Annotated in this window: 24 protein-coding genes and 1 tRNA gene; 18 read left to right on the top strand and 7 right to left on the bottom strand. The window is 41.2% G+C overall.

Annotated features, from left to right (window positions below):
• The first annotated feature begins 56 nt into the window (after positions 1–56).
• Positions 57–596, top strand: a complete 540-nt coding sequence (locus tag BST86_RS06025) for a CIA30 family protein (RefSeq protein ID WP_242446475.1) — start codon at positions 57–59, stop codon at positions 594–596.
• On the opposite strand, the gene BST86_RS06030 is transcribed toward BST86_RS06025, so the two are convergent.
• Positions 593–1,324: a DUF6503 family protein gene (locus tag BST86_RS06030; RefSeq protein WP_242446476.1), complete on the bottom strand. Its 732-nt coding sequence runs from the start codon at positions 1,322–1,324 to the stop codon at positions 593–595. The two genes, BST86_RS06025 and BST86_RS06030, sit on opposite strands and share 4 nt — an antisense overlap.
• An 89-nt stretch (positions 1,325–1,413) precedes the next feature.
• Between BST86_RS06030 and BST86_RS06035 the strand changes: the two genes are divergently transcribed.
• Positions 1,414–2,226, top strand: coding sequence for a DUF4349 domain-containing protein (locus tag BST86_RS06035; RefSeq protein ID WP_172443317.1), 813 nt, complete (start codon positions 1,414–1,416; stop codon positions 2,224–2,226).
• Here the strand turns inward: BST86_RS06035 and BST86_RS06040 are convergent.
• Positions 2,223–2,573: a 4Fe-4S binding protein gene (locus BST86_RS06040; protein WP_105982482.1), complete on the bottom strand. Its 351-nt coding sequence runs from the start codon at positions 2,571–2,573 to the stop codon at positions 2,223–2,225. The two genes, BST86_RS06035 and BST86_RS06040, sit on opposite strands and share 4 nt — an antisense overlap.
• 37 nt (positions 2,574–2,610) lie before the next feature.
• Between BST86_RS06040 and BST86_RS06045 the strand changes: the two genes are divergently transcribed.
• The 13 genes from BST86_RS06045 to BST86_RS06100 all read left to right on the top strand — a co-directional run bounded on the left by BST86_RS06045 (position 2,611) and on the right by BST86_RS06100 (position 14,893).
• Positions 2,611–3,729, top strand: a complete 1,119-nt coding sequence (locus BST86_RS06045) for an acyl-CoA reductase (RefSeq protein WP_105982483.1) — start codon at positions 2,611–2,613, stop codon at positions 3,727–3,729.
• A 70-nt stretch (positions 3,730–3,799) separates the two neighbouring features.
• Positions 3,800–4,861, top strand: coding sequence for a 3-phosphoserine/phosphohydroxythreonine transaminase (gene serC, locus BST86_RS06050; RefSeq protein ID WP_105982484.1), 1,062 nt, complete (start codon positions 3,800–3,802; stop codon positions 4,859–4,861).
• A 48-nt stretch (positions 4,862–4,909) separates the two neighbouring features.
• The gene (locus tag BST86_RS15085) at positions 4,910–5,041 is read left to right on the top strand and encodes a hypothetical protein (protein WP_262497914.1); all 132 of its coding nucleotides are present in this window, start codon (positions 4,910–4,912) and stop codon (positions 5,039–5,041) included.
• Positions 5,034–5,993: an NAD(P)-dependent oxidoreductase gene (locus BST86_RS06055; RefSeq protein WP_055412950.1), complete on the top strand. Its 960-nt coding sequence runs from the start codon at positions 5,034–5,036 to the stop codon at positions 5,991–5,993. Before BST86_RS15085 ends, BST86_RS06055 begins: the two co-directional genes overlap by 8 nt.
• A gap of 149 nt (positions 5,994–6,142) precedes the next feature.
• On the top strand, positions 6,143–6,517 hold the full coding sequence (locus tag BST86_RS06060; protein ID WP_105982485.1) for a SpoIIAA family protein: 375 nt from the start codon (positions 6,143–6,145) through the stop codon (positions 6,515–6,517).
• A gap of 132 nt (positions 6,518–6,649) precedes the next feature.
• Entirely contained in the window at positions 6,650–7,291 is a 642-nt protein-coding gene (locus BST86_RS06065) for a DUF937 domain-containing protein (RefSeq protein ID WP_105982486.1), read from the top strand.
• 6 nt (positions 7,292–7,297) lie between these two features.
• Positions 7,298–7,720, top strand: a complete 423-nt coding sequence (locus BST86_RS06070; protein WP_105982487.1) for a hypothetical protein — start codon at positions 7,298–7,300, stop codon at positions 7,718–7,720.
• Between the two features lie 14 nt (positions 7,721–7,734).
• The gene (locus tag BST86_RS06075; RefSeq protein WP_105982488.1) at positions 7,735–8,256 is read left to right on the top strand and encodes a DUF6787 family protein; all 522 of its coding nucleotides are present in this window, start codon (positions 7,735–7,737) and stop codon (positions 8,254–8,256) included.
• 68 nt (positions 8,257–8,324) lie between these two features.
• Positions 8,325–8,398 (top strand) — tRNA-Arg (locus BST86_RS06080).
• A gap of 195 nt (positions 8,399–8,593) precedes the next feature.
• The gene (locus BST86_RS06085) at positions 8,594–8,986 is read left to right on the top strand and encodes a hypothetical protein (protein WP_105982489.1); all 393 of its coding nucleotides are present in this window, start codon (positions 8,594–8,596) and stop codon (positions 8,984–8,986) included.
• A gap of 125 nt (positions 8,987–9,111) precedes the next feature.
• Entirely contained in the window at positions 9,112–10,188 is a 1,077-nt protein-coding gene (locus BST86_RS06090) for an efflux RND transporter periplasmic adaptor subunit (RefSeq protein WP_105982490.1), read from the top strand.
• Positions 10,189–10,209: 21 nt separating this feature from the next.
• Positions 10,210–13,470, top strand: a complete 3,261-nt coding sequence (locus BST86_RS06095) for an efflux RND transporter permease subunit (RefSeq protein WP_105982491.1) — start codon at positions 10,210–10,212, stop codon at positions 13,468–13,470.
• On the top strand, positions 13,463–14,893 hold the full coding sequence (locus BST86_RS06100; protein WP_105982492.1) for a TolC family protein: 1,431 nt from the start codon (positions 13,463–13,465) through the stop codon (positions 14,891–14,893). The genes BST86_RS06095 and BST86_RS06100 overlap by 8 nt, the downstream gene beginning before the upstream one ends.
• Positions 14,894–15,080: 187 nt before the next feature.
• Here BST86_RS06100 and BST86_RS06105 read toward each other — a convergent pair whose 3' ends face one another.
• The 5 genes from BST86_RS06105 to BST86_RS06125 form a co-directional block, all read right to left on the bottom strand.
• Positions 15,081–15,926 (bottom strand): DMT family transporter, encoded by an 846-nt coding sequence (locus tag BST86_RS06105; protein ID WP_146126720.1) that lies wholly within the window; start codon positions 15,924–15,926, stop codon positions 15,081–15,083.
• A gap of 8 nt (positions 15,927–15,934) precedes the next feature.
• Entirely contained in the window at positions 15,935–17,107 is a 1,173-nt protein-coding gene (locus BST86_RS06110; RefSeq protein ID WP_197709223.1) for an alginate lyase family protein, read from the bottom strand.
• 55 nt (positions 17,108–17,162) lie between these two features.
• Positions 17,163–19,571: a glycoside hydrolase family 2 protein gene (locus BST86_RS06115; protein ID WP_105982493.1), complete on the bottom strand. Its 2,409-nt coding sequence runs from the start codon at positions 19,569–19,571 to the stop codon at positions 17,163–17,165.
• Positions 19,572–19,591: 20 nt separating this feature from the next.
• Complete coding sequence (locus tag BST86_RS06120; protein ID WP_242446477.1) at positions 19,592–20,788, bottom strand: glycoside hydrolase family 88 protein; 1,197 nt, start codon at positions 20,786–20,788, stop codon at positions 19,592–19,594.
• Positions 20,789–20,996: 208 nt separating this feature from the next.
• Entirely contained in the window at positions 20,997–22,658 is a 1,662-nt protein-coding gene (locus BST86_RS06125; protein WP_105983959.1) for a DUF4955 domain-containing protein, read from the bottom strand.
• A 256-nt stretch (positions 22,659–22,914) separates the two neighbouring features.
• Here BST86_RS06125 and BST86_RS06130 point away from each other — a divergent pair, with 256 nt between their 5' ends.
• The 3 genes from BST86_RS06130 to kduI all read left to right on the top strand — a co-directional run bounded on the left by BST86_RS06130 (position 22,915) and on the right by kduI (position 25,917).
• Positions 22,915–23,742 carry an SDR family oxidoreductase gene (locus tag BST86_RS06130; RefSeq protein WP_105982494.1) on the top strand — a complete coding sequence of 276 codons (828 nt, stop codon included), beginning with the start codon at positions 22,915–22,917 and terminating at the stop codon, positions 23,740–23,742.
• Between the two features lie 68 nt (positions 23,743–23,810).
• Positions 23,811–24,995: a mannonate dehydratase gene (gene uxuA, locus BST86_RS06135; protein ID WP_105982495.1), complete on the top strand. Its 1,185-nt coding sequence runs from the start codon at positions 23,811–23,813 to the stop codon at positions 24,993–24,995.
• Between the two features lie 79 nt (positions 24,996–25,074).
• Positions 25,075–25,917 (top strand): 5-dehydro-4-deoxy-D-glucuronate isomerase, encoded by an 843-nt coding sequence (gene kduI / locus BST86_RS06140; protein ID WP_105982496.1) that lies wholly within the window; start codon positions 25,075–25,077, stop codon positions 25,915–25,917.
• Positions 25,918–25,923 lie beyond the last annotated feature (6 nt).

Here is a 25,923-nt window from a genome sequence, read left to right on the forward strand (position 1 = left end):
AGATTGGTGGACTGAAAGGCCATCGCTCCTCATCGACTATTCTAAAAATAGATCTCATGAAATCCTTATTCCTTTTTCTAAGCACTTTAATTATGACCGCACCTATAATGATTTACGACTTCAATAATGAAAATGGGCTGGGCAATTGGCGCATTGAGGACGACCGTGTTATGGGCGGTATCTCTCAAGGTAAAGTGGAGTTGACTGAAGATGGTCACGCCAGATTTTATGGTAATGTTACCGTTGAAAGTAATGGCGGGTTTAGCTCTGTACAAAATAACTCACTGGACATCAAAGTGAATCCTGACCAAATCGCAAAAATCAAAGTTAAAGGCGACGGCAATACCTATCAGTTTAGAATCCAGCATTCCAACAACGCGAGAGAAAGCTACATTAAAGAATTTGAAACCAATGGCGAGTGGCAAACTATTGAGATCAAGCTAAATGAAATGAAACCTACCTATAGAGGTAGGAATCTAAACATGCCCAACTTTAACCACGATCAAATCAAACACGCGAGATTCTTGATTGCCACAAAAAAAGTGGATCAAAAATTTGAATTGTTAATCGACTGTATTGAGTTGATCGATGCCTAATCCACAATCGTGTCAGTGGCAAGATATTTATCATTCTTGTTGTAGTACCATTTGCGCACCTTAGGCATTTTGATGCCGTTGGTTTTGTACTCTTCAGATAGTAAAATGTACTCACCAGATTTTGGATCCTTGACTCTAGGCTCCTTTTGTTTGTAGAATTGATAAGCTTCCATGCGATACGTTTCTGGGTCAAAATAAAAGAACCAAATATCGCTGCCCACGCTAGGATCATAATCTGCGCGCAGTACTAGATATTCCTTTTCCTTCCACATTTTACGCTCCACTTCATAGGAGATTACAGTGCCTTTATCCTTTAATTTCATGGGCAAGCCGTAAAGGTATGTGTAGTAATCACGCATAAAAACGGCACGTTTAAAATCTTCCTTTCCCATTACAAAAGTGGTGTCCATTTGCGATAGATCCATCTTTGCTGCGGTCACGACGCTGTCTTTAAGCACGGTATATTCATTGACGATATCACCACGTTTGGAAACCAATTCAAAACTTTTTGCCGGCAAATTGATCTTGATGTTACTGGTACGGTCCTCCATATCTGGTGATGTGGTCAGTATCTCCAGACTGTCTGCAAATCGCGACCAGTTTCCTTTGGGATCGTGGTACGCAATCGCTTTTTCCAACAACTGTGGTCCTGTTAATTGTGGTGGTGTTTGTTGTGAGTTCGCTTTCGCGAAAGCGATACAAACCATAATCAAGTAACTATATTTCATAAATTCTGCATATTTGAAGCACACTGCGCGTTTGATCTGAAGAAACGTCAATGAGATATCGGAATTATTTGAAACCAAAAATATGCCAAATGATGACAGCTAGAATCTTTAAAATCAGTTTTTTGCTTCTTTTCATTGCTGCGAGCTTTACCGCTTGTGATGAAAATCCAAATGCCGAAATGGTTGAAAATGTGGATATGTTTCCAATGGTAGAACCTGAACAGGAAGCCATTGAGATAACTGATCGTAAATTGATCACCAATGGTAGGATAGAATTTGAAACCAACGATATTTCACAGACCAGAAACAACATCATCACGGCCGTCAATAAACATCGTGGCTATATTGCTGCAGATGAGGAATCCAGCTCTACCGGCCGTAAAACCAACACCATCACCGTACGCGTTCCCTCAAAAAACTTTGACAACTTACTGGCAGATGCCACTGCTGGCGTGGACCGATTGGACTACAAAACCATTAACGTAAAGGATGTCACTGAAGAATTTCTGGATATCGAGGCTCGTTTAAAAACCAAAAAAGAACTGGAAGAGCGTTATCTGGAAATCCTCGAACAAGCCAAAAATGTAACCGATATTCTAGAAATTGAAAGGCAAATCGCCGTTCTTAGATCTGATATTGAAAGTTTTGAAGGACGCTTAAAGTATCTGGAAAATCAGGTCTCCTACTCGACCCTTCATATTTCGTTTTATGAATCCACTCCAGAATTGAGCTACAACAAAAACCGATTTTCTGAGAGTTTTGCTAATGGTTGGGACAATCTGGTGTGGTTCTTCATTGGGTTGATCAACATCTGGCCCTTTATCATTGTTTTGATTGCGCTAGTGATCCTTTTTAGATATTTGCGCAGGAGAAGAAAAATACGTAAAAGATTGCGTGACTAGCTTTTGTGCATGAAGGCTTGCTTGGTTCTAAGCGTGGCTTCATCTTCAACTACATCCTCATCAGGAACGCAGCAATCCACGGGACACACGGCAGCACACTGTGGCTCTTCATGAAAACCTACACACTCGGTACACTTATCAGGTACGATATAATAGAACTCATCGCTCACAGGCTCTTGGGTCTCGTTGGCATCCACTTCCTTGCCAGATGGCAAGACCACGTTGCCATCCAGATCAGTTCCATCTGCATATCGCCAGTCATCTGCAGCCTCATAGATTGCCGTGTTGGGGCATTCTGGTTCGCAGGCTCCGCAATTGATACATTCGTCTGTGATGATGATCGCCATAGCTGTTTTCTTTACTTTTGTGCAAAAATAAGATTCATTGCCTGTTAAGCCAATTAATACCTCGTTAAATGATAGGGTTTCCGCTTTCGCGAAAGCGGGAAAAATTCTATCCCAGTACCTAGCATCAGACCACAGTGCCATCGACATCGATGAGGACTTGTGGGCCATTACCATTAACCAAACCCTAACGCTCGCCGAGCAGAAAAATTCCTGGTTTACACGTGACAATCTGCTGTTTGCGCTGGAACAATGGTCTCAAGCCTTAACGGTTGAGCATCTCAACAATTGGTTGGAGCCTTATCACCTGGAGCATGTAGAGCCTAAAAAAGTTGCGGTCATCGCTGCGGGAAATATTCCTTTAGTGGGATTTCATGATGTGCTTTGTATCATTTTGACGGGCCATTTTGCACAAATCAAAACCAGCAGCAACGATGATGTGCTGTTGCCGTTAATCTTGAAACTAGCCAGCGCAGATGTACCGGCACTGGAAGAATCTTTTGACTTTACTGAAGATCGCCTGACCGATTTTGATGCGGTCATCGCCACTGGCAGTAACAATACAGCTCGATATTTTGAGCATTACTTTGGTAAGAAGCCTAACATCATACGCAAGAATCGCAATTCTATTGCCATACTCACTGGAGATGAAACCCACGATGAACTGGTCGCGTTGAGTGATGATGTGTTTTTATTTTTTGGATTGGGATGTCGCAGTGTAAGTCACATTAAGGTGCCGGAGAATTACAATTTTGACGCCTTTTTCAAGGCCATGTATGAAAAACGAGAGTTAATCAACTACATCAAGTACTCCAACAATTATGATTATAATAAAGCGGTTTATTTGATGAGCGAGTTCAAATTATTGGACAACGAGTTCCTGATCATCAAGGAAGAAACCGAAAGCTACGCCTCACCTATTGCGTCGCTTGGGTACAGCTCTTATGCTACCAACGATGACTTGGTGGCAGAAATCACTGCTCATGCAGAAGATTTGCAATGCGTGGTTGCCAATCAAAAAGTGCAGCAGACACTAGAACCATCTTTAAAAGCTATGGCGGCACCACAGTTGGTTGATTTTGGAGAAACCCAAAAACCTGGACTAGCTGATTATGCAGATGGTGTGGACACGATACATTTTCTGTTGACATTATCTTAAAAACTTATCGCTTTCATAACATAGTTAAAAGGGCATTTTTGCACCTTTGTGTAAACCTAAATCCTAGTATATGCTTAAGTATAATTTTAGCGCTGGTCCATGCGTGCTACCACAAGAAGTTCTCAAAAAAGCAGCTGATGCGATCCTCAACTTCAACGATTTAAGTATTCTGGAGATTTCTCACCGCAGCAAGGATTTTATCGCTGTGATGGATAAAGCACAAGCACTGGCACTAGAACATTTAGGATTGACTGGTAAAGGATATTCAGCTTTGTATTTAGGTGGTGGCGCCAGCATGCAATTCCTTATGGTAGCCTATAACTTATTGGAAAAAAAGGCCGCTTATTTGAACACGGGAACTTGGTCTGATAAAGCGATCAAAGAAGCTAAGATGTTTGGTGAAGTAAATGTGGTGGCCTCATCAAAAGATGACAATTACAATCATATTCCAAAAGGATATACCGTACCTGACGATGTGGATTACTTTCACTTCCAAACCAACAATACCATTTTCGGAACACAACTACATGAAACGCCTGATGTAAACGTACCGTTGGTTTGTGACATGAGTAGTGATATCATGTCTCGCCAGCGCGATTTTGAAAAATACGATTTGATCTATGCCGGTGCCCAGAAAAATATGGGACCAGCTGGTACCACACTTGTGGTGGTTAAAGATGAAATTCTTGGAAAGGTTTCCAGACAAATTCCTTCCATGCTCAACTATAAAGTTCATATTGAGAAGGAATCTATGTTCAATACGCCACCTGTATTTCCTATCTATGCCACGATGTTGACACTGGAGTGGTTGAAAGATAATGGAGGCATTGATTGGATTGAAAAAATCAATGACCAGAAGGCAGAAATGGTCTATAGCGAGATTGATAGAAACCCCTTGTTTAAAGGATTTGTAATCAACAAAGAAGATCGTTCTAAAATGAACGCTACCTTTTCCCTGCATGATGAATCACTTGCAGAGCGTTTCAATGCCATGGTAAAAGAAGCTGGAATCAACGGTTTGAATGGTCACAGATCTGTAGGTGGCTACCGCGCCAGCATGTACAATGCCTTAAGTGTGGAAAGTGTACAGACCTTAGTAGATACCATGAAAGAACTGGAACGTACGGCTTAATGAATTATGATCTCGTTTTCTAACAAATTTGATTCACAAAGAATATTTTTGATAAATATAGAACTGCGGATACGTAAACACTATCAACGCATTACCATCAAAACAATTACAGCTATAGACAAATGGCTGGATCACAAAACGTCGCCTTACAGCGATGCTCAAAACAAGAAATATGAGTAAAAAGGTACTGGCCAATGATGGCGTTTCCCAAAGCGGAATAGATAAATTGAAAGCTAACGGTTATGAAGTCATAACTACAAATGTGGCTCAAGAGCAACTACAGGACTACATCAATAAGCATGAGATTGACGTGTTGCTCGTACGATCTGCGACTACCGCTCGTCAGGATCTTATTGACAACTGTCCTAGCCTTAAAATCATAGGTCGTGGTGGTGTAGGTATGGATAACATTGATGTACAATATGCTCGAGATAAAGGACTTAAAGTCATCAACACACCTGCAGCGAGTAGCGCTAGTGTGGCAGAACTTGTTTTTGCACACTTATATGGTGGTGTGAGGTTCTTGTACGATTCCAATAGAAACATGCCACTAGAAGGTGATAGTAATTTTAAAGGATTGAAAAAAGCTTACGGCGCTGGTGTTGAACTGCGTGGCAAAACCATAGGGATTATCGGTATAGGACGTATAGGACAAGAAGTTGCTAAAATCGCTGCTGGAGTTGGAATGAAAGTAATTGCTCACGATAGCTTTGCAGAAAAAGCACCAACCATTTCATGGAAACTTTTTGATGGTCAGGAAATCAAAGTAGAGATTCCGCTAGTGGAAAAAGAGGAACTGCTCAAAACATCAGATTTTGTTACACTTCACGTTCCTGCTCAAAAAGAATATGTCTTAGGGAAAAAAGAATTTGCCATGATGAAAAAAGGAAGCGCTGTAGTTAACGCTGCTCGTGGTGGAGTCCTAGATGAAGTTGCACTGGTAGAAGCTCTAGAAAATGAGCATTTAAGTTTTGCAGCCTTGGACGTTTTTGAAAAAGAGCCTGCTCCAGAAGTTACCCTGATGATGAACAGTAAATTGTCACTTACACCTCACATAGGTGCGGCAACTAATGAAGCTCAGGATCGTATAGGTGAAGAACTGGCAGATCAAATCATTGCCATTTTAGGATAATTCTAGTCTGTATAGGATGACAACGCACTTCGACAGAGGTGCGTTTTTTCTTTCATAAAATCAACGTAGCTTAGATTATCTTTAATGACCTAAACCTATCTTACTGAAATTAAAATAGTTAACAGTTGTGATTTGTAAACTAAACGACCATGATTAAACTCGTCAATAGAGAGAATCCAGATATTCTCGCCTTCATGATCAAAACCCAGATGGAACAAGAAGATGTGGACTGGCTGGTAGAACGCATTGACCAGAAATACTCGAGAACCAAAACTGCCGTGTCTCTCTATGTGAAATTTGAGGATTTTGAAGAACTTACCTTGAGCACTTATTGGGAATATTTTAAAATGCTGCTGGAATATGTAATTGACCTCATCAAATCGGTCAAAAAGGTGGCTGTAGTGACCGCTAACGCTGCCCTAAGAAAAAACTTAAATATAGAGTTTATGTTGATCCCAACGGTTAGCTGTAAAACTTTTGATATTGAAGAAGATCATGAATCCCTTGAATGGCTTGAGAAGTAAGCTGTGAACTATTTTATGTTGAATTAAGAACTAGGCTTTAAATGTATTCGCTTTCGCGAAAGCGAAATAATATAATCTTCCTACAAAATACTTCCACGTTTATTTGTATTTTGACTCCCAAACCAACCCATTATGGCTTCTATATTAGACCTTTTACAAACTGAAATGGGGCAAACGCTTATTCAAGGAGCTGCCCAAAAAACAAACACTTCACCTGATAAGACAGCAAATGTCTTATCTCAGGCCATGCCGCTTATTCTAGGTGCGATGCAACGCAATGCAAAAACCCCAGAAGGTGCAGCGTCACTTTCAAACGCGTTGAGTGATTCACGACATAATGGTGGCGTGCTGGATATGTTGGGTGGATTATTTGGTGATGGACCAGGCAGTCCAGACGATCTAGAGCAAGATGGCGCTGGAATATTAAAGCATGTTCTAGGTGGCAAACAACCGCAAGTAGAAAGCGCGATATCATCTTCAAGTGGTGTGGACATGCAGTCTGTAGGCCAAATCATCAAGATCGCCGCTCCTATCATTATGGGGCTTTTAGGTAAGCAAAAACAAGAACAACAGATAAGTCAAAACGGCATAGGTGACCTGCTGGGATCTGTGTTGGGTCAATCTGGTAGCCATGATCAATCCTTTTTAACCACCATTCTAGACGCAGATGGTGATGGTAGCATCATCGATGACGTTGCTGGAATGGTTCTAGGTGGCGACACAAAGAAAAAAGGTGGTTTAGGCGGTATGCTGGGTGGCCTTTTTGGAAAATAATAGATCATGAAGATAGTTGCTGGAGTACTTACTTTCTTTATTGTAATTGTGATGCTGTCCAGCTGTGGTGGCACCAGTGAAGCTTCTGGAAGTACAGAAAATGATAGTGTCTATCTAGAAAAGTCTGATACGATACGTATAGCTAACGATAGTCTGGAATATGAGGTCATCATTATTGAGCCAGGTTTCAACTCCTGGCTGGCGACGCAACCACCACGTGGTTATCGATCACAAAGCTCTATGGATATCATCAATGATTTTAAGATCCCTTTGTATAACTTGAGAGTAAATCAACCATTACAGTACGATCCCAACCTGTATCCATTCCGTATCGATTATGATACTTCTGTTGATTACGGCTATGAGGTGACTTACTTACTGTTTAATTACTTTAAATTCTTTGAGGAGCGGTTTAATCAACGCTTGTAGATTATTTTTGCAGCATGCAAAGACTTAAAGAACGCTGGGAAATAGATAAAAACTGGCAACTCATCTATATTTTTCTAGGAATCATAGGCCTTCTCGCCTGTGGTTTTTTTGTGGCTCGCAAGATCATTCCCAACACTTTTGAGGATGTAATGTATGAGTACCTATTTGTCTTAGGTGTTACGATCGTCAATGCTTATATCTTCTACCTTATAGCGATGTGGCTCTTCAAAAAATTGGGGCCAAAATGGAACGTCGAGTATCGCTGGGAATTGATTGCCATCTTTATTGTTTTTGCCATTACAGGATCCGCATCGGCACGATTGTCTGGACCGGTTTTAGAATGGATAGGCCTGGATAGAGATACCACAAGCGGTTGGATTTTCTGGCCGTTACGATTATTAATCATTTTCCCTTTTTATCAGGTATTGTTGGTATTTATGGGTTGGCTTTTTGGCCAATTTGACTTTTTCTGGAAGTTTGAAAAGAAAATGTTAGCCAGATTCGGAATCCAACTGGATAAAGAGAGCGATAATTAGTTGAAAATCGCTTTTGGCTTTTTAAAAATGCTTTATATTTGCAACCGCTTTGAAAGAAGTAGATTTTAGGTCGCATAGCTCAGCTGGATAGAGCACCTGCCTTCTAAGCAGGCGGTCGAAGGTTCGAATCCTTCTGCGATCACGAAAGGCCCTCATGTTTTTGAGGGCCTTTTTTTATGAAGTTAATCAAGATGGATTGAAGCAATTTTAAATTGTCAAGCTGACGTTTTTTTCTTCTAACTCCATTGACCAAGTGAAAAAAATTAGACCTTTTTTGACGCTTATATCATTATTTCATTCTAATTTTGCACGTTGAAATGAAAAAATATCATTTTTCGTGTTTATTGCCGCTGCCATTTTGATGGCGGTAGGTTCGCTTTCCACGGCTAACCTTACTTCTTCTACATTTTCTGGATTAGCATCCATACTGGAGACAGAACATTCCATACATACTCAAGAAAATCAAGGTTTTGACCATCATTTCTTGGGAAATTTAGAGCAAGAAAAGGAACTGGAATTAATCGCCGAAGAAGTTGAAGAGGAAGATTGGAGACAGTCCTATAAGTTAGCGAGAAAGGATCACTACAGTTTTGATTATTCGAATTCTAGTGAAGAAGTATTCGAGGTGCATAATGCTCCTGTTTCTGCCTCTAGAGCAATACAGCATTCCAATGCACTTGCCTCTTCCTCGCCGCATATCTATTTACTACACAGTGTTTTTATAATATGATTATGGTCCACCTAGTGATTTTATAAAATCAATAGGTCAACATTCATGTATGCAAATTGACTCCAATAAGAGCCAGTTCATACCACCCATTTTTTTAATCATATTACATACAAACACTTAGTAAAATGAAACAATTCCTATTGTTTTTAGGGCTCTGCACGATCTTAAGCAGTTGTACTCATAAAAAAGAAGAAGCACACGAATCCACTAAATATCTAGTAAGTAGTCCTATCCAGATGGATACGGTCATCACGAAAGATTACATTAGCCAAATACATTCCATACGCAATATAGAGTTGAGAGCGCTGGAAAGAGGTTACCTCAAAAGCATCAATATTGATGAAGGGCAAACCGTCTCAAAAGGGCAGTCCTTGTTTAGAATCATGCCTAACGTTTATCAGGCCGAGTTGCAAAAAGCGCAGGCAGAAGCAAATGTTGCCAGAATCGAGCTTAAAAACACCCAGCTATTATCAGACGGTAATGTAGTTTCTCCCAACGAACTAGCAATGTCAAAGGCAAAACTTGATAAAGCATTGGCCGAGGTTTCCATGGCTCAAATTCATTTAGGATTCACTAATGTAAAAGCACCGTTTGATGGTATCGTTGATCATTTAAGAGTTAGAGAAGGAAGTCTTTTGGAAGAAGGAGAATTACTTACTACACTCTCTGACAACAGTGAAATGTGGGTTTATTTTAATGTCCCAGAAGCTGAATATCTGGATTATGCCATGAGTAAGGATCAAGGCGATAAGAAGCATGTTCGTCTTTTAATGGCAAACAATAAAGAGTTCCCACATGAAGGTATCGTAAAAACCATTGAAGGTGAATTCAACAATGAAACTGGAAACATCGCTTTCAGAGCGACTTTTCCAAACCCAGAAGGAATTTTAAGACACGGTGAAACTGGTAGCGTATTGATGACCATACCTTTAACGAAGGCTATCATCATTCCTCAAAAAGCAACCTTTGAAGTTTTAGACAAGCGTTTTGTATTTGTTATTGATGAAAACGGTATCGTACAACAACGTGAGATCACCGTTGGTACAGAACTTCCCAATCTTTTTGTAGTAGAAAAAGGCCTTGCCACAACAGATAAGATTTTACTGGAAGGTATTCGACTTGTAAAAGCTGGAGATCATATTGAATATGATTTTGTACAGCCTAAAAAGTCCATCTCTTCACTAGACCTCTACGCAGAGTAGTTCCACCTAAAATATTAAGAGATGTTCAGCAAGTTTATAAAACGGCCAGTACTGGCCATAGTCATTTCTGTGATCATTGTTTTCACAGGACTTCTATCGATCAACAATCTACCAATTTCTCAATTTCCAGAAATTGCACCTACCACGGTCAATATCTTTATCGCCTACCCAGGGTCCAGCGCAGAGGTTTTGGTAAATTCCACGCTAATCCCTTTAGAGACTGCCATTAATGGTGTTCAAGATATGCGTTACATTGCTTCAGACGCCACCAGTGCTGGAGAAGGAACCATCAGAATTATTTTTGAACCAGGCACAGATCCTAATGAAGCTGTGGTTAGAGTTAAAACTAGAGTCGATCAGGTCATGCCTTTGTTACCTGAATTGGTCCAGCGTGAAGGAGTTATCATCACACCAGTCCAACCCAGTATGTTGATGTATGTCAACCTCTATAGCGATGCCAAGAAAAATGACGAGAAATTCCTTTACAACTATTCCTATACCACCATTATTCCTGAACTCCAGCGTATTAACGGTATCGCGAGTGCACAAATTTTAGGTAGTAGAAAGTATGCCATGCGCGTTTGGCTCAAACCTGATAGAATGCGAGCCTATAATGTTTCGGCAGAAGAGGTTCTCAAAGCCATGGAAGAGCAAAGCATCATTGCTAGACCTGGTAGATTGGGTCAAAGTTCTGGTATCAAATCGCAGTCTTTAGAATATGTGTTGTCGTTCCAAGAACGGTACAATAAAGAAGAGCAATACAAGGATATCATCATCAAGGCAAATGCAGAAGGTGAACTTCTCATGCTCAAGGATATTGCAGATGTAGAATTGGGCAGCGAGTTTTTTGATATTTACTCCAATCTGGATGGTAAGCCCTCAGCTTCTATCGTTTTGAAGCAAACCGTAGGAAGCAACGCAAGTGATGTCATCGATCAGGTGAAGTCTACCTTAAGAGATTTTGAAGCTTCTCTACCGCCAGGAGTCGAGTATAAAATCAGTTATGATGTCTCAAATTTCTTGGATGCTTCCATAGAGCAGGTCATTCATACCTTGCGGGATGCTTTCATCTTGGTAGCCATTGTGGTCTTTCTTTTTTTAGGTGACTGGAGATCTACCTTGATTCCTATTATAGCGGTACCTGTTTCTTTGATTGGAGCATTTTTTGTCATGCAATTATTTGGACTCTCCATCAACCTGATCACTTTATTTGCTCTAGTACTCGCGATTGGTATTGTCGTGGATGATGCCATTGTAGTAGTCGAGGCAGTCCATGCCAAAATGGAAGAAGAGCATCTCAATCCCTACGATGCGGTCAAGAAAGTCATCAAAGAGATAGGCGGTGCAATTATCGCCATAACTCTAGTCATGGTCGCAGTGTTCATTCCTATTTCATTTATGTCTGGACCTGTTGGTGTATTCTATCGTCAATTCTCCATTACCATGGCTGGTTCAATCATCATTTCGGCCATCGTGGCTTTGACACTTACACCCGTTTTATGCGCTATGATTCTTAAGAATAATCATGGTAAGCCTAGACATAGATCTATCATGAATAGGTTCATCGACGCCTTTAACCGTGGTTTTGAAAAGCTGACTGGAAGATATATTAAGGTCTTGAGGCACATTGTCAATAGACGTGTAGTGACCTTTGGTATTTTGATAGCATTTTGTGTAGGCATCTTCTTGACTAACGAGGTATTGCCATCAGGCTTTATCCCTAATGAAGATCAAGGAACTATCTATGCTATCATACAAACACCGCCAGGAGCAACACTAGAGCGTACAAATGAAGTCGCCCAAAACCTACAGCGCGTCTGTTCCAAAATTGATGGTGTAGAATCTGTATCATCACTGGCTGGCTACGAGATCATGACTGAAGGTCGTGGATCCAACGCCGGTACTTGTTTGATCAACCTTAAACCCTGGTCAGAACGAGAACATTCCGTTCATGAAATCATGGAAGAATTAGAAGAACAAAGCAAGGATCTAGGTGCCGTTATTGAATACTTTGAGCCGCCAGCAGTACCAGGTTTTGGTTCATCAGGTGGATTCTCCATGCGATTATTGGATAAGACCAACGGTACGGATTATCAGGAATTTGAAAGAGTGAACAATGAGTTTATGGACGCTTTACGCGAAAGAGAGGAACTCACAGGCCTCTTCACATTCTTTGCAGCTAACTATCCTCAAATAGAACTTAAAATCAACAATAAGGCAGCCATGCAAAAAGGAGTTACCATCGGTAACGCCATGGAAAATCTGAATATTTTGATTGGTAGTACCTATGAGCAAGGATTCATTCGTTTCGGTAGGTTCTTCAAAGTGTATACTCAAGCAGGTCCTGAGTACCGTAGGTTATTCTCAGATCTTGAGAAACTATTTGTGAAAAATGAAGAAGGTGAAATGGTTCCATATTCATCCTTCATGACCATGGAAAAGAAACTGGGACCCAATGAGATCACTCGTTACAATCTTTATAATTCAGCTTCCATACGTGGATTGCCTGCCAAAGGATTCACCAGTGGTGACGCCATCGCTGCTATCAACGAGGTCGCAAAGGAACAGTTACCGCGTGGTTATGACATTGCCTATGAAGGATTGTCTTATGATGAGGCTAATCGTGGTAGTGAGTCCATCTACATTTTTGGGGTCGTGTTACTGTTTGTCTATTTCGTTCTTGCAGCACAATATGAAAGCTTCATATTACCATTAGCCGTTATTTTCTCCTTGCCGGTTGGTGTATTTGGATCTTTTGTATTACTCAAATTTATGGGCCTTGCCAATGATATTTATGCGCAAATCGGCTTGATCATGCTGGTAGGACTTTTAGGAAAGAACGCCGTTTTGATCGTTGAATTTGCCGTCCAAAAAAGACGTGAAGGTGCTAACATTCTAGAAGCGGCTATTGAAGGTGCAAGAATGAGATTCCGTCCTATTTTGATGACTTCCTTTGCCTTTATCGCAGGTTTGATACCGTTGGTAATTGCTCATGGTGCAGGTGCGATAGCAAATAAAACCATAGGTGGATCTGCCCTAGGTGGAATGCTATTGGGAACTCTGGTAGGAGTTCTGGTCATACCAGGATTGTATTTCATATTCGGTTCTTGGGCAGATGGAAAATCACTCATTAAGAATGAAGATTACGAGACCGTGTCTCAATCATTCATTAGAAACAGTGAAGAGCAATACGACGCAAAACAAGACATCAGTAAACTACGCAGATTGATGAAAAAGCTGAAGTCTAAAATCAAAAACGATAAAGTTGAAGACCATGATTAGAAACATAAAACTGTATGCCTTTCTCATTTTGGCAATGGTGCTGGTTCATTCCTGTGCGCCTACACTGGAAGTTAGAGAAGAAAATAGAGCGATGCCAGATCATTATAGAAATAAGCTGGTGGATTCCCTGAACACCGCAAACATGAAATGGCAAGATTTCTTTGCAGACGAGTATCTCAAACACCTTATAGATACTGCTCTAGTAAATAATCAAGAGCTTAACATCATGCTGCAACGAGTAAGTGTAGCGCAAAATGAGGTGCAAGCTCGCAAGGGTGAATACTTACCTTTTGTTGGTGTTCAAGCTGGTGCAGAAGTAGAAAAAGTTGGTGAATTTACCAGAAATGGTGCTGTAGAAACACAACTTCCCATACGTGAGAATGAAGCATTTCCAGATCCATTGACAGATTTTAATGTAGGTGTTCAAGCCTCCTGGGAATTGGATATCTGGAAAAAACTGCGCAATTCAAAAAAGGCAGCCGTAATGGAATATCTAGCCAGCGTTGAAGGGAAAAACTTTATGGTGACCCAACTCATTGCAGAACTGGCCGACTCCTATTATGAGCTCATAACGTTGGACAACAAACTGGACATCATTGAACAAAACCTTGCCTTGCAAACTGATGCGCTGCGCATTGTAAAGCTTCAAAAAGAGGCTGCAAGAGCAACCCAGTTGGGTGTGAGACGTTTTGATGCAGAGGTATTTAAGAACCAGAGCGAGAAGTATGAGATTGAACAACAGATCACTGAAATTGAGAACAAAATCAATTTCTTGATAGGAAGGAAACCGTCTCCTATAGCTCGTAATTCGGCTAATTTTCTTGATATAAAGGTAGACACTATCAATGCAGGCCTACCGTCACAGCTGCTACAAAACAGACCTGATATAAGACAGGCAGAATATGAATTGATGGCTGCAAAACTCGATGTGAAGGTCGCAAGAGCCAACTTCTTTCCTTCCATCGGGATTAAGGCAGGCGTAGGCTTACAAGCCTTCAAACCTCAATACCTAACCTCAACTCCAGAATCTCTAGCATACAATCTCGTTGGAGACCTGGTAAGTCCATTGATCAATAGAAATGCCATCAAAGCACAGTACAACACGGCGAATGCACAGCAATTACAGGCTGTTTTTGAGTATGAGAAGAACATCCTTAATGGATACTTTGAGGTGGCAAACGAGCTGTCACGTATTGATAACCTCAAAAAGAGTTATGACCTCAAGGAACAGCAAGTTGCCGCGTTGACTGAATCTATTGACATCATCAACAAACTGTTCACCTCAGCCAGAGCAGATTATATGGAGGTTTTGTTGACCCAACGCGATGCTTTGGAATCAAAAATGGAACTTGTTGAAACTAAAAAAGATCAACTCCTTGCTAGAGTAGATCTTTATCAGGCGCTAGGTGGCGGCTGGAAGTAGATGATTTATTTGATTGGTTTAAAATCCCCATTGAGAAATGGGGATTTTTATTTTTAGACATTTATAGATTGAGCTATCTAGAAATAAAGTAGTTAAGCTTATGGTGTATTCGCTTTCGCGAAAGCGAACTATATAACCATCCAGTGAGGTCTCTAGGTCTGCAAGTAAAGATTAGTATTTGCTCGAATCAGGCGTTTCTGCCTTTGTACAAAATATTCAAGGTCAATCCTGCCATGACCATCAAAATACCCAGTAGCGACCACCAGGTATAGATTTCAAGAAACCAAAATGCACCTATCATCACGGTAAAAATCACTTCCAGATATTTTAAAGGTGCAATCTGATTGGTAGAGGCAATTTGAAAAGCTTTGGTCATATACAGCTGGCCTACAAAACCTACGATTCCCAATATTCCCAACCATATCCATTCTACTCCTATCGGGTTTTTCCAGTTGCCTATAGAGAGTAAACCGCCCAGCACGGTCCCAATAAACATGAAGTAGTTGACCACAACCATAGGATGATCCTGCTTCCCTATTTTGGAAATGACTACAAATATCAACCCCATAAATAACGCCGAAAGTATGATCATGCTCAAGCCTATCAAACTGAGGCCGTCATCAAATCCCTTGAGGACCAAAACTCCTGCAAATGCCAGCAAAAAGAAAAGCCACTGCAAAGGTTTGATACGTTCCTTGAGCCAGATCACTGCAAAAATGGCCGCAAAAATAGGCGACAAATACCGCAAGGTCACCGCAGTACCTACCGGCAGGAATTTTAAGGAAGCAAAAAATAAGAGAAGGGAAATCGCACCGGCAACACCTCTCAAAATCAACAACCATCGCTTGTTACCCAACATGGGAATCTTATGGTACATAAGAAGACTTGAAGTAATCAATAAAGTCCCAATAGATCTAAAAAAGACCAACTGATAGGCACTAAAATCGGCAAGATATTTTACGAGACCGTTCATGATAGCAAATGCAAAAGCACTTAACATCATAAATAAAATCGCTTTATGTAATTCCTTCATTCTGTAATCTAGAGGTCATCAAACCACAATGTGTAGTGCTTGACGGGCATGTTTCTGACCACTTCAACCATTGAGAAGTCGCGATCCAAGGTTTTCCAAAGATCCATATATTTCTCTTCTTGGTAATGATAACTGCTAAATAAAAGACTGGGCTGTGCCACAGGCCAGTTTTCCCAATACATCACATCTGGATCATAGGGCCAGCTGGATTTATCCTTAAGAAATGGATATAAAAACTCCATACCATTGGATAAACTCAAGCCTTGATCTGTTTGATGATCAAAAAGGTTTTGGTCCTTTGTAGATAGTAATTGTGCCAGCGCTGTCATGGCGTCCAGATTGAAAATGGAATATCCATAAGGCTTGGTTCTGCTAGTTTCTTCAGGAAAGCTTCCGTCTGCCGCCATTTGTTGTGGCAACAAGGTTTGCTTATAAAAGTTTCGCATTTTTTGAAGTTGGTCTTGATCGCCTGCAACCCTAGCAAATGCCGTAACCTGTAGTGCCCAGGTCACACTATGATTATTGCCGTTGTCACGCTCTTCTTGACCAAATGTGCTGGTCGTCAACCATTCCACATAGTGTGCAAACCAGTTTTTGATGGTAGATAGTTCTGATTGGGTAAGCACTCCTGAGTTTTGAATGCGCTCGATTGACAGAGCTACTTCCACCAGGTGGACCGTATCAATGATGCCTATACCGCGGCCGGTGGTCTTTCCCTTAATGGCCTGGCCATAGTTCAAGCTGGGATTCATGCGGGTTTGAGGATGGACGAACCACGCGTGTAGGTGCGGTTGTATCGCTTTAGCGAAAGCGATATCACCAGTAATCTGGTAAGCACTTCCCAAGGCGCCGACAATTTGTGAAAAACGAAGCATGGACTCGCGGTGAGCCGTAAAATTATCTGGATTTGTAAGACCGTCTCTTCTGATGTACGGCCCTTCTGGGTTTTGCGGATCTGGCCACCAGTAATCACCTTCAGAATAAAAATCATGAACGGTACCAGCGCTGCGCACGGCGGTATCCTGTGAAATCGTTATGGGCTCAAGGTCTATTAGTGTATCCACCTTAGTAAGAACACGATCCCTTTCTATGGCAACCACTTGATCTAAGAAGTTATTCTTTTTCTGCAGGCAGGAAATCGACAGGACACTAACTAGAAAGAAAAGGAAGCGCTTGATCATACATAAATTAAAAATCCTGTAGCGTTATGAGTTACAGGATTATTAGTGATAATTATTATTCTACTTTAGTGTAGGTACCCTTGAAGCTTTGGTTCAATACCATCATGACCAACTCTGTGCTGGAGTCGTCATCTGGCACGACTTCAATTTGTGCTTTACCATTTGCCATTTTAATGGATTCGCTACCGGTAGGTGTTCCCAAACTCTTCATAGTGGTCCCACCAGACATACACTGAAAATAAACGCGGTCTTCATAATCCAGGCACCTCAATCCATCGGCATCCTTGGCATAAGTGGTGAACAGATAGTTTCCATTTTCCAATTGTTCATATTCCAGTGTCAATTCGACGGGTTTCTTGTTTTTTGTATACCTATAATTCACAGTCATCTCGTCAGTAACAGTATTGCCATCTTGATCCTGGCCTACGGCTTTTAAGGTGTTATTTCCTTCTTTGAAATCAACGGTCCAGGTCAATCCAGATGCCGGGAATTTGTTGATATCCTTAGTCTTGCTTCCCAAACTCTCACCATTGAGGAAGAATTCAACGTTCTTCAAGTTGCTATAGACACTTATGTCGCGTTTAGTTCCTTCAGGTCCTTGACGCTCTGTCCAGGTATGTGACTCTATGTAGGCAAATGGCTCATCGCTCCAGTAGCTTTTAAATACATAGTAGGAATCTTTCAAGTTTCCAGCGCGATCTGTCAGCCCTTTTTGGTTCACATATGGTATGTCATTTTCTGGTCGCAATGGCGTTCCAAAGTCCTTGAACGCCCATTGTGCGTTCCCTATAAAGGTGCTGTCTGTCTCTGATATACGCAGGTGCCAATCAAAAAGATCCACCATATAGTTCTCACTCCAGTCGCCTATCTGTGCAATATTGGCCACATCAGTTTGTACAATGGCTTCTTCCCAACCGTCCGCCTGGATTTCTCCTTCACCTGTAATGGGGTTTTCTGTATGCCTACCAAAGTGACTACTGCCGCCATACTCGGTATGGATAAAGTGTTTGTATTCTGCTTTGTATTGATCAATGGCCTTTTGGTAGCTTTTATAGCTTCCAGAATACCAACCAGACCAGATGCTGGGTGAAAATACATCGACTATATCTGCGCCCTCATAATATTTTCTAATGGCAGTGACTCGATAAGGATCCATCTCATGCGCTAGATCGTTAAGCGACTTGAGATATTCATTCATATTGTTTGTGTTGCCGCCATCCTCAAAATCTGGCAGCCAATACATCTCGTTACCTAGCGACCAGAAAACAATGCTGGGATGATTGTAGTTTTGCTCGATAATTTCTTTGAGCATTCCAGTAGTATTTTCTTTCCAGGTGTCATTTCCCAATCCACCACGACACCATGGTAATTCATCCCAGACGATTAGTCCCAACTCATCGCAGGCTTTATAGATCTCTGGATCTTGTGGATAATGTGCCAATCTCACAAAATTGGTTCCCATGCTTTTGATTAGTTCCATATCTGCCCTATGTTGCTCATTGCTCATGGCTGCTCCTACTCCAGCATGTTCTTCATGACGATGCGTTCCTCGCAACAGTAGACGTTCTCCATTTAAATAAAAGGCTCCATAGTCCTTAAACTCAAACCATCTCAATCCCAGTGTTTCATCCATCTGGTCCACAACTTTATCTTCCTCAGTTATTGTTGTGGTGAGTGTATATAGGTTAGGATTATTTGGGCTCCACAATTCAGGCTCTAGAATATCATCAAACAAAATTGTCGAAATACCATCTTTAATCTTGACATCCTTTTTCTCATAGGTCTTTCCAGATGGGCTGGTGAGCTTTGCAGAAAGTCTGGTGTTTTCGCCAGCATTATTTACGGCAACATCTGCCACAACGGAAGCTCCTTGTAGGGAAACATCAGGTGTGGTGATCTTCACGTGATCGATGTGAGTTTTGGGTAGAGTTATAAACCACACATCTCTAGTAATACCGCCATAAATAAAGAAATCACTTTTCTGACTTGGAATGACTTCTGGATCATAGCTATTATCAACTCGAATCAATAATTCATTGTTACCATAGCGTATTAAATCACTCACATCGACAGTGAAACCAATGTAGCCACCTATATGACCACCTACCTTTTCACCATTAAAATAAACCTCAGACACGATATTGACACCTTCAAAATAAATTTGATAAACAGTGTTTTCCAGTAATCTGTCCAACTCTACATTCTTTTTGTACCAGCTGGAGCTACGTCGATATCCTGGTTCAAGATCTGTGGCGTCCAGAGCATTCCATGTGTGTGGTAGATGGATAGCTTCCCACCCTGTAGCTTTATTGGCATCTGCAAAATCCTGAGTTGGATTCTCCAAGTATTCCCAATCTTCATTGATGTTGACTTTAGTTCGTTGTCTGGAGTCGCTTGAGGAGTTGAATTGATCATCGCAGGCGATAAGACCAATTAACAATAGGAGCATAATGATACGCTTCATAAAAAAGTGGAGTTTAGTTCTTAATTATTGTTGAGATTATTCAAGCGCAACATGAGTTCAAGGAAATAATAATCACCATAGACGATAGGTTCATCTATTTCGTCATTTTTAGGCCAGTTGCCCGTACTGTGATCCAAAATGAACGGCGCATCAAAATCAGCTGGTAGAATATATTCTTGTGACTTCAAACTTGAAAGAACCTTGTTGCTATAGTCAAGATATTTTTGATCATTGGTGTACGAGTATAGCTCTACTAGACCTGAGGCGACTAGTGCTCCAGCACTGACATCTCGTGGCGCATCTGGAATGGCTGGATCATTGAAATCCCAGTAAGGTATACCGTCATCTGGTAAGTTTTTGTGGTCTAGAAAAAACGCCGCTGTTTTTTTGGCTTGATTGAGATAAGCTGGATCTTTAGTGTAACGGTAGGCCATCGTATAGCCATAAATCGCCCAGCCTTGTCCACGTGCCCATGAAGAGTCATCGTTAAGACCTTGGTGTGTCACTCTTTGCTTTACGGCTCCTGAAATAGTATCATAAACCGTCACATGAACGCTGCTTTGATCCTCTCTAAAGTGATTCTTAAGAGTCGTATTTGCATGCTGGACCGCTAGGTTGTGATACGTACTATCACCGCTGATGCGTGTAGCTTCAAACAACAATTCCAGATTCATCATATTATCTATGATTACCGGGAATTCCCAGATGTCATCATTAAAATCCCAACTGCGCAAGGAGCCTACTGTCTCATTAAATCTTGTGGATAAAGTCTGTGCACCCTTTAAGATTACTTTTTCATAAGCCGTATCACCAGTTTGCTCATAAGCTTCTCCATAACTACACCAAATCTTAAAACCCATGTCATGAGTACCATCATTGAGTTCTTCCTTCTGCATGTAGGGCAGCCATTCAAGCGCCACTTTTTGAAAGCGATCCTCACCGGTCAAACTATGAATTTGAAACAAGTTCCCCACATAAAAACCACTGGTCCAGTCTTTTGAAGGCACTTTTTGCACGGCGTTTTCCTTACGACTATAACTACGCGGAAAAGAGAGAGAATCCACAGGATAGGAAGCTAACTTTTCATAACGCACCTCAAGCGCTTCTTGAGCGTTATAGGGCTTGAGCTCTTCACTTTGACTCTGGTCCTGCTTGCAACTCATGAGTGTCAAGCCTACCGCCCAAAATATTAGGGACTTATAAAAATTATTCATCATCAAGACTTTTATTAAAATCTGGTCGACCAGAATTGGGTGACAATCTACGAATTTTATTTTAGCAAAATGAAATGGTTTTTTCAATAATGTCTAAAAGCTTAATCGTGTATTATTTGGAAGGCAAAATCAGGTTCTCTAATCAGTTATTTTTAGGTATTTCGCTTTCGCGAAAGCGAAATAAGATCCTACTCCAACCATTTCATAAACCTTAACGCAAACGTCTAGATAACTGGAACTCATACAAGGAAAGCGGCGCGACCTTTTCATTGATACTTTCCATGTAGGCATCTGGGCCGTATTCAATCTTGAACCTCGCATTTCCCGATAAACCGATGATGCGCGCTTCTGGGCCGTCGTCCATTCCATTTAAAACGAATTCTGAATCGGTGTCATGGTTTTCAAGTTGCACCTGGAGATTCCAGAAGGTACTGTAGGCACCGTGCGATGGCTTCCAGTAACCAGCGCCACCACCAGCAAAAAGAGGATACTCCTTAATATTTGCAGCGTCGATGCGCAACAGCGTATTGTCAAATAAATTTTGGTGGTTTGCTCCACTGTGTTGATCCAGCGCAGGATCTGTAAATATTTCACAATCCTTATACACATTTTTGGTAGAAAAAGTATTGAAGCTTAACGGATGCACTGCTTTGTTATACACCTTCACTTTTTCGGCCAGTACGTTGTGTACGGCGGCCATAGCAACGGTATAATGAGCCAGATGGTCACCTGTGGTGGTGATGTTTTTGATGGTCACATTTGCTATTTCTTCAGACAATATGCCGCTATCTGCATTGTGGATGACCACGTCCTTTACCCAGCTATTGAAAAGTCTCGTGAGGAATATACCATTGAATCCTTGCTCAACATGATGTGCCACTCTTGGAGCCATTGGGAAATTGATTCTAAAACCTTCTAGGCCTACATTTTCTAAATGCTTCCATTCAATAAGTCTTGCTTGGTAAGATGGATCTATTTCTATAGTAAGTGGTGTATTGATCTTTATCGTATTCCTTGAGATTTCCTTTATTTCTACTTGTTGCCTTACGATGGGTAGATCTGGAAAGTTCCAGTGGTGGCTTCCTATTTTGACATCTGCACCGTGATACAAGGCATCAATGATTTTACCGTCCTGACCTTCTTTATTAAACAGTTGCAGTTCCACCACGTCGCCTACCTTTAGTGTTGAGGCGTTTTTGACTTTAAATTCCAGTGATCCTCTTTTCCCAGTAATTACATGGGCAAGAACGTTTTGTTCACGCTCATATTTTTGCAAATAGGACTTGACTCGCTCTCCTGGAACCTGTGTCCAGATAAAGCCGCCAGACCATGCATATTGTGAATAAGGCAACTCGATGTTGTTTTTCTTTTCTCTTTGTACCTTGTCAAATTCAACAAGATATTCTCTTAGTTCCTGCAGTGGCTCTGGATCTGGTACATAAATCAAGGGTCTAGGGAAATAAAGTTCTGTACCATTTAAATTTTGGCCGGCACCCTTTAAAACGAAATTGCTGCGCTCGATATATATAATATCACTCAAAATGATTCTACCAGCAGGTAATTCTAGTGTGATTTTACCGTCCATTGACTTCACTGCATCTAGAGCTGCTATTAAGGCTTTTGAATCATCCAGCTCGTCATCTGCAACCACTCCATAATCCGTTGCTTGAATCACGGTTCCTGTAGCGGTTGGAATTTGTTCCTCGCCGTTTTTATAGCCCGCATAACTAAAGTCAGGTAGATAAACTGATTTGATAACATCCTTAGATCTTAAAATTTCTGGAGTCACCTGAGCCGTCATCTCAAAACCTAGACAACTTATGAAAAGTGCAAAGCATAATCTGGAGCATATTAGGGCAATTAATGGTTTCATGATATTCATTGTAAATAGGATTCAGTCATTAGCACTGCTCAACGCTAGTTTCAAATCTAATGTTATAAAGTTGGCAGTTTTTAAAATTTGAACCAACACCATTGCATAATTATCAGTATTGAAATCAGTTTTTTGACAATTAGTGATGTTTCAATATTGTTTAAATATAAATAGATTTATATTTGGTCGACCAGATTTCATAGTTATTTCTCATATTTGACCTTTTCAAGTTGACCAAAACCTTATAAAATCCATTATGCCTAAAACAATTGTCCTTACCGGAGCAGGCGGCGTGCTTTGCAGCACACTAGCAGCTGCACTTGCTACACACGGCCACAACATCGCCGTTCTTGATTTGAGAAAAGAAGCTGCAGATGCCGTGGCAGATGAAATCAAAGCCAATGGAGGAAAAGCCGTGGGTATCGCGGGCAATGTTTTGGAAAAGGATTCACTCGAGACAGCAAAGAAGGAAATCAACAACGCATACGGTAAGGTTGATATATTGATCAACGGCGCTGGAGGCAATCATCCCATGGGAACAACCAGCAATCCATTTTTCCAGATGGAAGATCTTAAAAACACTACCGATGGATTCAAGACCTTTTTTGACCTTGACCCTAAAGGCATCGAGTTTACCTTCAACCTTAATTTCTTGGGAACGCTTTTGCCTACACAAGTGTTTGCCAAAGACATGGTAGGTCGCGATGGTTGTAGCATTCTCAACATCTCATCCATGAATGCCTTCACTCCACTTACTAAAATCCCAGCATACAGCGGTGCCAAAGCTGCCGTATCGAATTTTACACAATGGCTTGCCGTTCATTTTTCTAAAGTTGGAATACGTGTCAATGCTATCGCTCCTGGCTTTTTTCTAACAGATCAAAACCGTGCACTCCTTACTAACAGTGACGGCTCTGCAACGCCTCGTGGTGAGCAAATCATTGGACAAACACCCATGGGCCGCTATGGAAAACCAGAAGATCTCGTTAGCACCGTAGAATGGTTGTGTGACGATGCGGCTTCCTTCATAACAGGGATCGTGGTTCCTATAGATGGCGGATTCAGCGCCTATAGCGGTGTCTAGAATTTATAATTTGTAATAAAGTAGAAGAATAATTTCGCTTTCGCGAAAGCGTAACAACCTCATAAACAATGAAACTAGAACAAACATGGCGATGGTACGGTCCCAAGGATCCAGTTTCCCTTGCAGATATTAAACAAGCTGGTGCCACGGGCATCGTGAGCGCTTGCCACCAGATTCCTAATGGCGAAGAATGGTCTGTCGAGGCGATCATGCAACGTAAGAAATGGATCGAGGATGCCGGTTTAACTTGGTCTGTTGTAGAGAGTGTACCTATTCACGAGAATATAAAGACCAGATCTGGCGATTATAAAACCTACATCGAGCGGTATAAGAATACCTTGACCAATTTAGGCAAATGCGGTATTGACATCGTCTGTTACAACTTTATGCCAGTACTGGACTGGACACGTACTAATCTAGATTATAAACTGCCAGACGGTTCTACGGCATTGCGTTTTGAAGCTGCAGCGTTTGCAGCATTTGAACTGTATTTGCTAAAACGTCCCGGCGCAGAAAATGACTATACAAAAGCCCAGCAACAAGCTGCCAAGGATTATCTTGAAAAATCCACTCCAGAACAACAAAAGAAAATTGTTAAAAACATCATAGCTGGACTACCAGGCGCTGAAGAAGGCTACACACTCAAAGAATTCAACACTATTCTTGCTACCTATGACAACATAGGTCCTAGGGAATTAAAAGAAAACCTATTTTATTTCTTGTCAGAAATCATTCCAGCTGCAGAAAAGGCTGGCGTGCTTATGTGTATTCATCCAGACGATCCACCATTCCCTATTTTGGGCTTGCCACGTGTGGTAAGTACAGAACAGGACATTATTGATTTGTACACAGCCGTGGACAGTCCCAACAATGGTTTGACATTTTGCACGGGAAGCTTTGGTGTGCGGGCAGACAATGATCTTGCTGGAATGGTAGAACGATTGGGTAGTCGCATCCATTTTATACATTTAAGAGCTACAAAAAGAGATGAAGAGGGAAATTTTCATGAGGCAGACCACCTAGATGGTGACGTAGATATGTATGCCGTGATGAAGGCACTCGTTAAAGAACAGATGAAAAGAGAACAATCAGGAAGATCAGATTTAAGGATGCCTTTTAGGCCAGATCACGGTCATAAAATGCTGGATGATCTCAAGAAAAAAACAAACCCAGGCTACTCAGGCATAGGAAGATTGAGAGGTCTGGCAGAATTACGTGGCCTAGAGTTAGGAGTGAGAAGATCAATTTCGTAATATTAGGCAATCGATTACATTAATTATAATTAACGTCGGCAGACTACATGACAGCAGCCCGATTATAGAACTAACAACCATGTCAACAACATTTGAAACACGTTATGCATCAAGCCCTTACGCTGTGAAAAAACTAGATACTCAAGAGCTTAGAAATGAGTTTTTGATAGATAAGCCCTTGCAGGAAGGTAAAATTAATTTAGTCTACACTCATTACGATAGATACATCGCTGGTGGTGCTGTTCCTACTTCAAGTTCTTTGAAACTGGAAACCATTGATCCACTCAAGGCAGAATATTTTCTGGAACGTCGCGAGATGGGAATCATCAATGTAGGTGCAGCAGGAACGGTTGAGGTAGATGGCAAAAAATATGAAATCAATCATAAAGATGCCTTATATATAGGACAAGGTGCAAAAGAGGTGGTTTTTCATAGTGCTAATGCTAGCGATCCAGCTAAATTTTACATCAACTCTGCTCCTGCACACAAATCGTTCCCAACAAAAAAAGTAAGCCTTGCTGAGGCTAACAAAATCGAGCTAGGAAGTCTTGAAACAGCCAATCATAGAACAGTAAGCCAGATGATCATAGGCGGTATCGTGGATACCTGCCAGTTGCAAATGGGAATGACAGAACTCAAAACCGGTAGCGTCTGGAACACCATGCCAGCCCACGTTCACGATCGCAGGATGGAAGTGTATTTTTATCTGGATGTACCAGAAGGACAATCGGTGTGTCACTTTATGGGACAGCCGCAGGAAACCAGACACGTCTGGATGCAAAATCATCAAGCGATCATTTCACCGCCATGGTCGATCCATTCAGGATCTGGAACTTCCAACTATACCTTTATATGGGGTATGGCTGGAGAAAACCTGGATTATGGAGATATGGACGTTGCGAAAATTACTGAACTTAGATAATCCAGA

Source organism: Nonlabens agnitus (genome assembly GCF_002994045.1).
Lineage (GTDB): Bacteria > Bacteroidota > Bacteroidia > Flavobacteriales > Flavobacteriaceae > Nonlabens > Nonlabens agnitus.

Coding starts and splice junctions, on each gene's coding strand:
- serC (WP_105982484.1), top strand. CDS start 3,800: ATGCTTAAGTATAATTTTAGCGCTGGTCCATGCGTGCTACCACAAGAA.
- BST86_RS06100 (WP_105982492.1), top strand. CDS start 13,463: ATGATTAGAAACATAAAACTGTATGCCTTTCTCATTTTGGCAATGGTG.
- BST86_RS06130 (WP_105982494.1), top strand. CDS start 22,915: ATGCCTAAAACAATTGTCCTTACCGGAGCAGGCGGCGTGCTTTGCAGC.
- BST86_RS06105 (WP_146126720.1), bottom strand. CDS start 15,926: ATGAAGGAATTACATAAAGCGATTTTATTTATGATGTTAAGTGCTTTT.
- uxuA (WP_105982495.1), top strand. CDS start 23,811: ATGAAACTAGAACAAACATGGCGATGGTACGGTCCCAAGGATCCAGTT.
- BST86_RS06090 (WP_105982490.1), top strand. CDS start 9,112: ATGAAACAATTCCTATTGTTTTTAGGGCTCTGCACGATCTTAAGCAGT.
- BST86_RS06115 (WP_105982493.1), bottom strand. CDS start 19,571: ATGAAGCGTATCATTATGCTCCTATTGTTAATTGGTCTTATCGCCTGC.
- BST86_RS06110 (WP_197709223.1), bottom strand. CDS start 17,107: ATGATCAAGCGCTTCCTTTTCTTTCTAGTTAGTGTCCTGTCGATTTCC.
- BST86_RS06075 (WP_105982488.1), top strand. CDS start 7,735: ATGCAAAGACTTAAAGAACGCTGGGAAATAGATAAAAACTGGCAACTC.
- BST86_RS06065 (WP_105982486.1), top strand. CDS start 6,650: ATGGCTTCTATATTAGACCTTTTACAAACTGAAATGGGGCAAACGCTT.
- BST86_RS06070 (WP_105982487.1), top strand. CDS start 7,298: ATGAAGATAGTTGCTGGAGTACTTACTTTCTTTATTGTAATTGTGATG.
- BST86_RS06125 (WP_105983959.1), bottom strand. CDS start 22,658: ATGAAACCATTAATTGCCCTAATATGCTCCAGATTATGCTTTGCACTT.
- BST86_RS06095 (WP_105982491.1), top strand. CDS start 10,210: ATGTTCAGCAAGTTTATAAAACGGCCAGTACTGGCCATAGTCATTTCT.
- BST86_RS06060 (WP_105982485.1), top strand. CDS start 6,143: ATGATTAAACTCGTCAATAGAGAGAATCCAGATATTCTCGCCTTCATG.
- BST86_RS06030 (WP_242446476.1), bottom strand. CDS start 1,324: ATGAAATATAGTTACTTGATTATGGTTTGTATCGCTTTCGCGAAAGCG.
- BST86_RS06040 (WP_105982482.1), bottom strand. CDS start 2,573: ATGGCGATCATCATCACAGACGAATGTATCAATTGCGGAGCCTGCGAA.
- kduI (WP_105982496.1), top strand. CDS start 25,075: ATGTCAACAACATTTGAAACACGTTATGCATCAAGCCCTTACGCTGTG.
- BST86_RS06025 (WP_242446475.1), top strand. CDS start 57: ATGAAATCCTTATTCCTTTTTCTAAGCACTTTAATTATGACCGCACCT.
- BST86_RS06035 (WP_172443317.1), top strand. CDS start 1,414: ATGATGACAGCTAGAATCTTTAAAATCAGTTTTTTGCTTCTTTTCATT.
- BST86_RS06055 (WP_055412950.1), top strand. CDS start 5,034: ATGAGTAAAAAGGTACTGGCCAATGATGGCGTTTCCCAAAGCGGAATA.
- BST86_RS06120 (WP_242446477.1), bottom strand. CDS start 20,788: ATGATGAATAATTTTTATAAGTCCCTAATATTTTGGGCGGTAGGCTTG.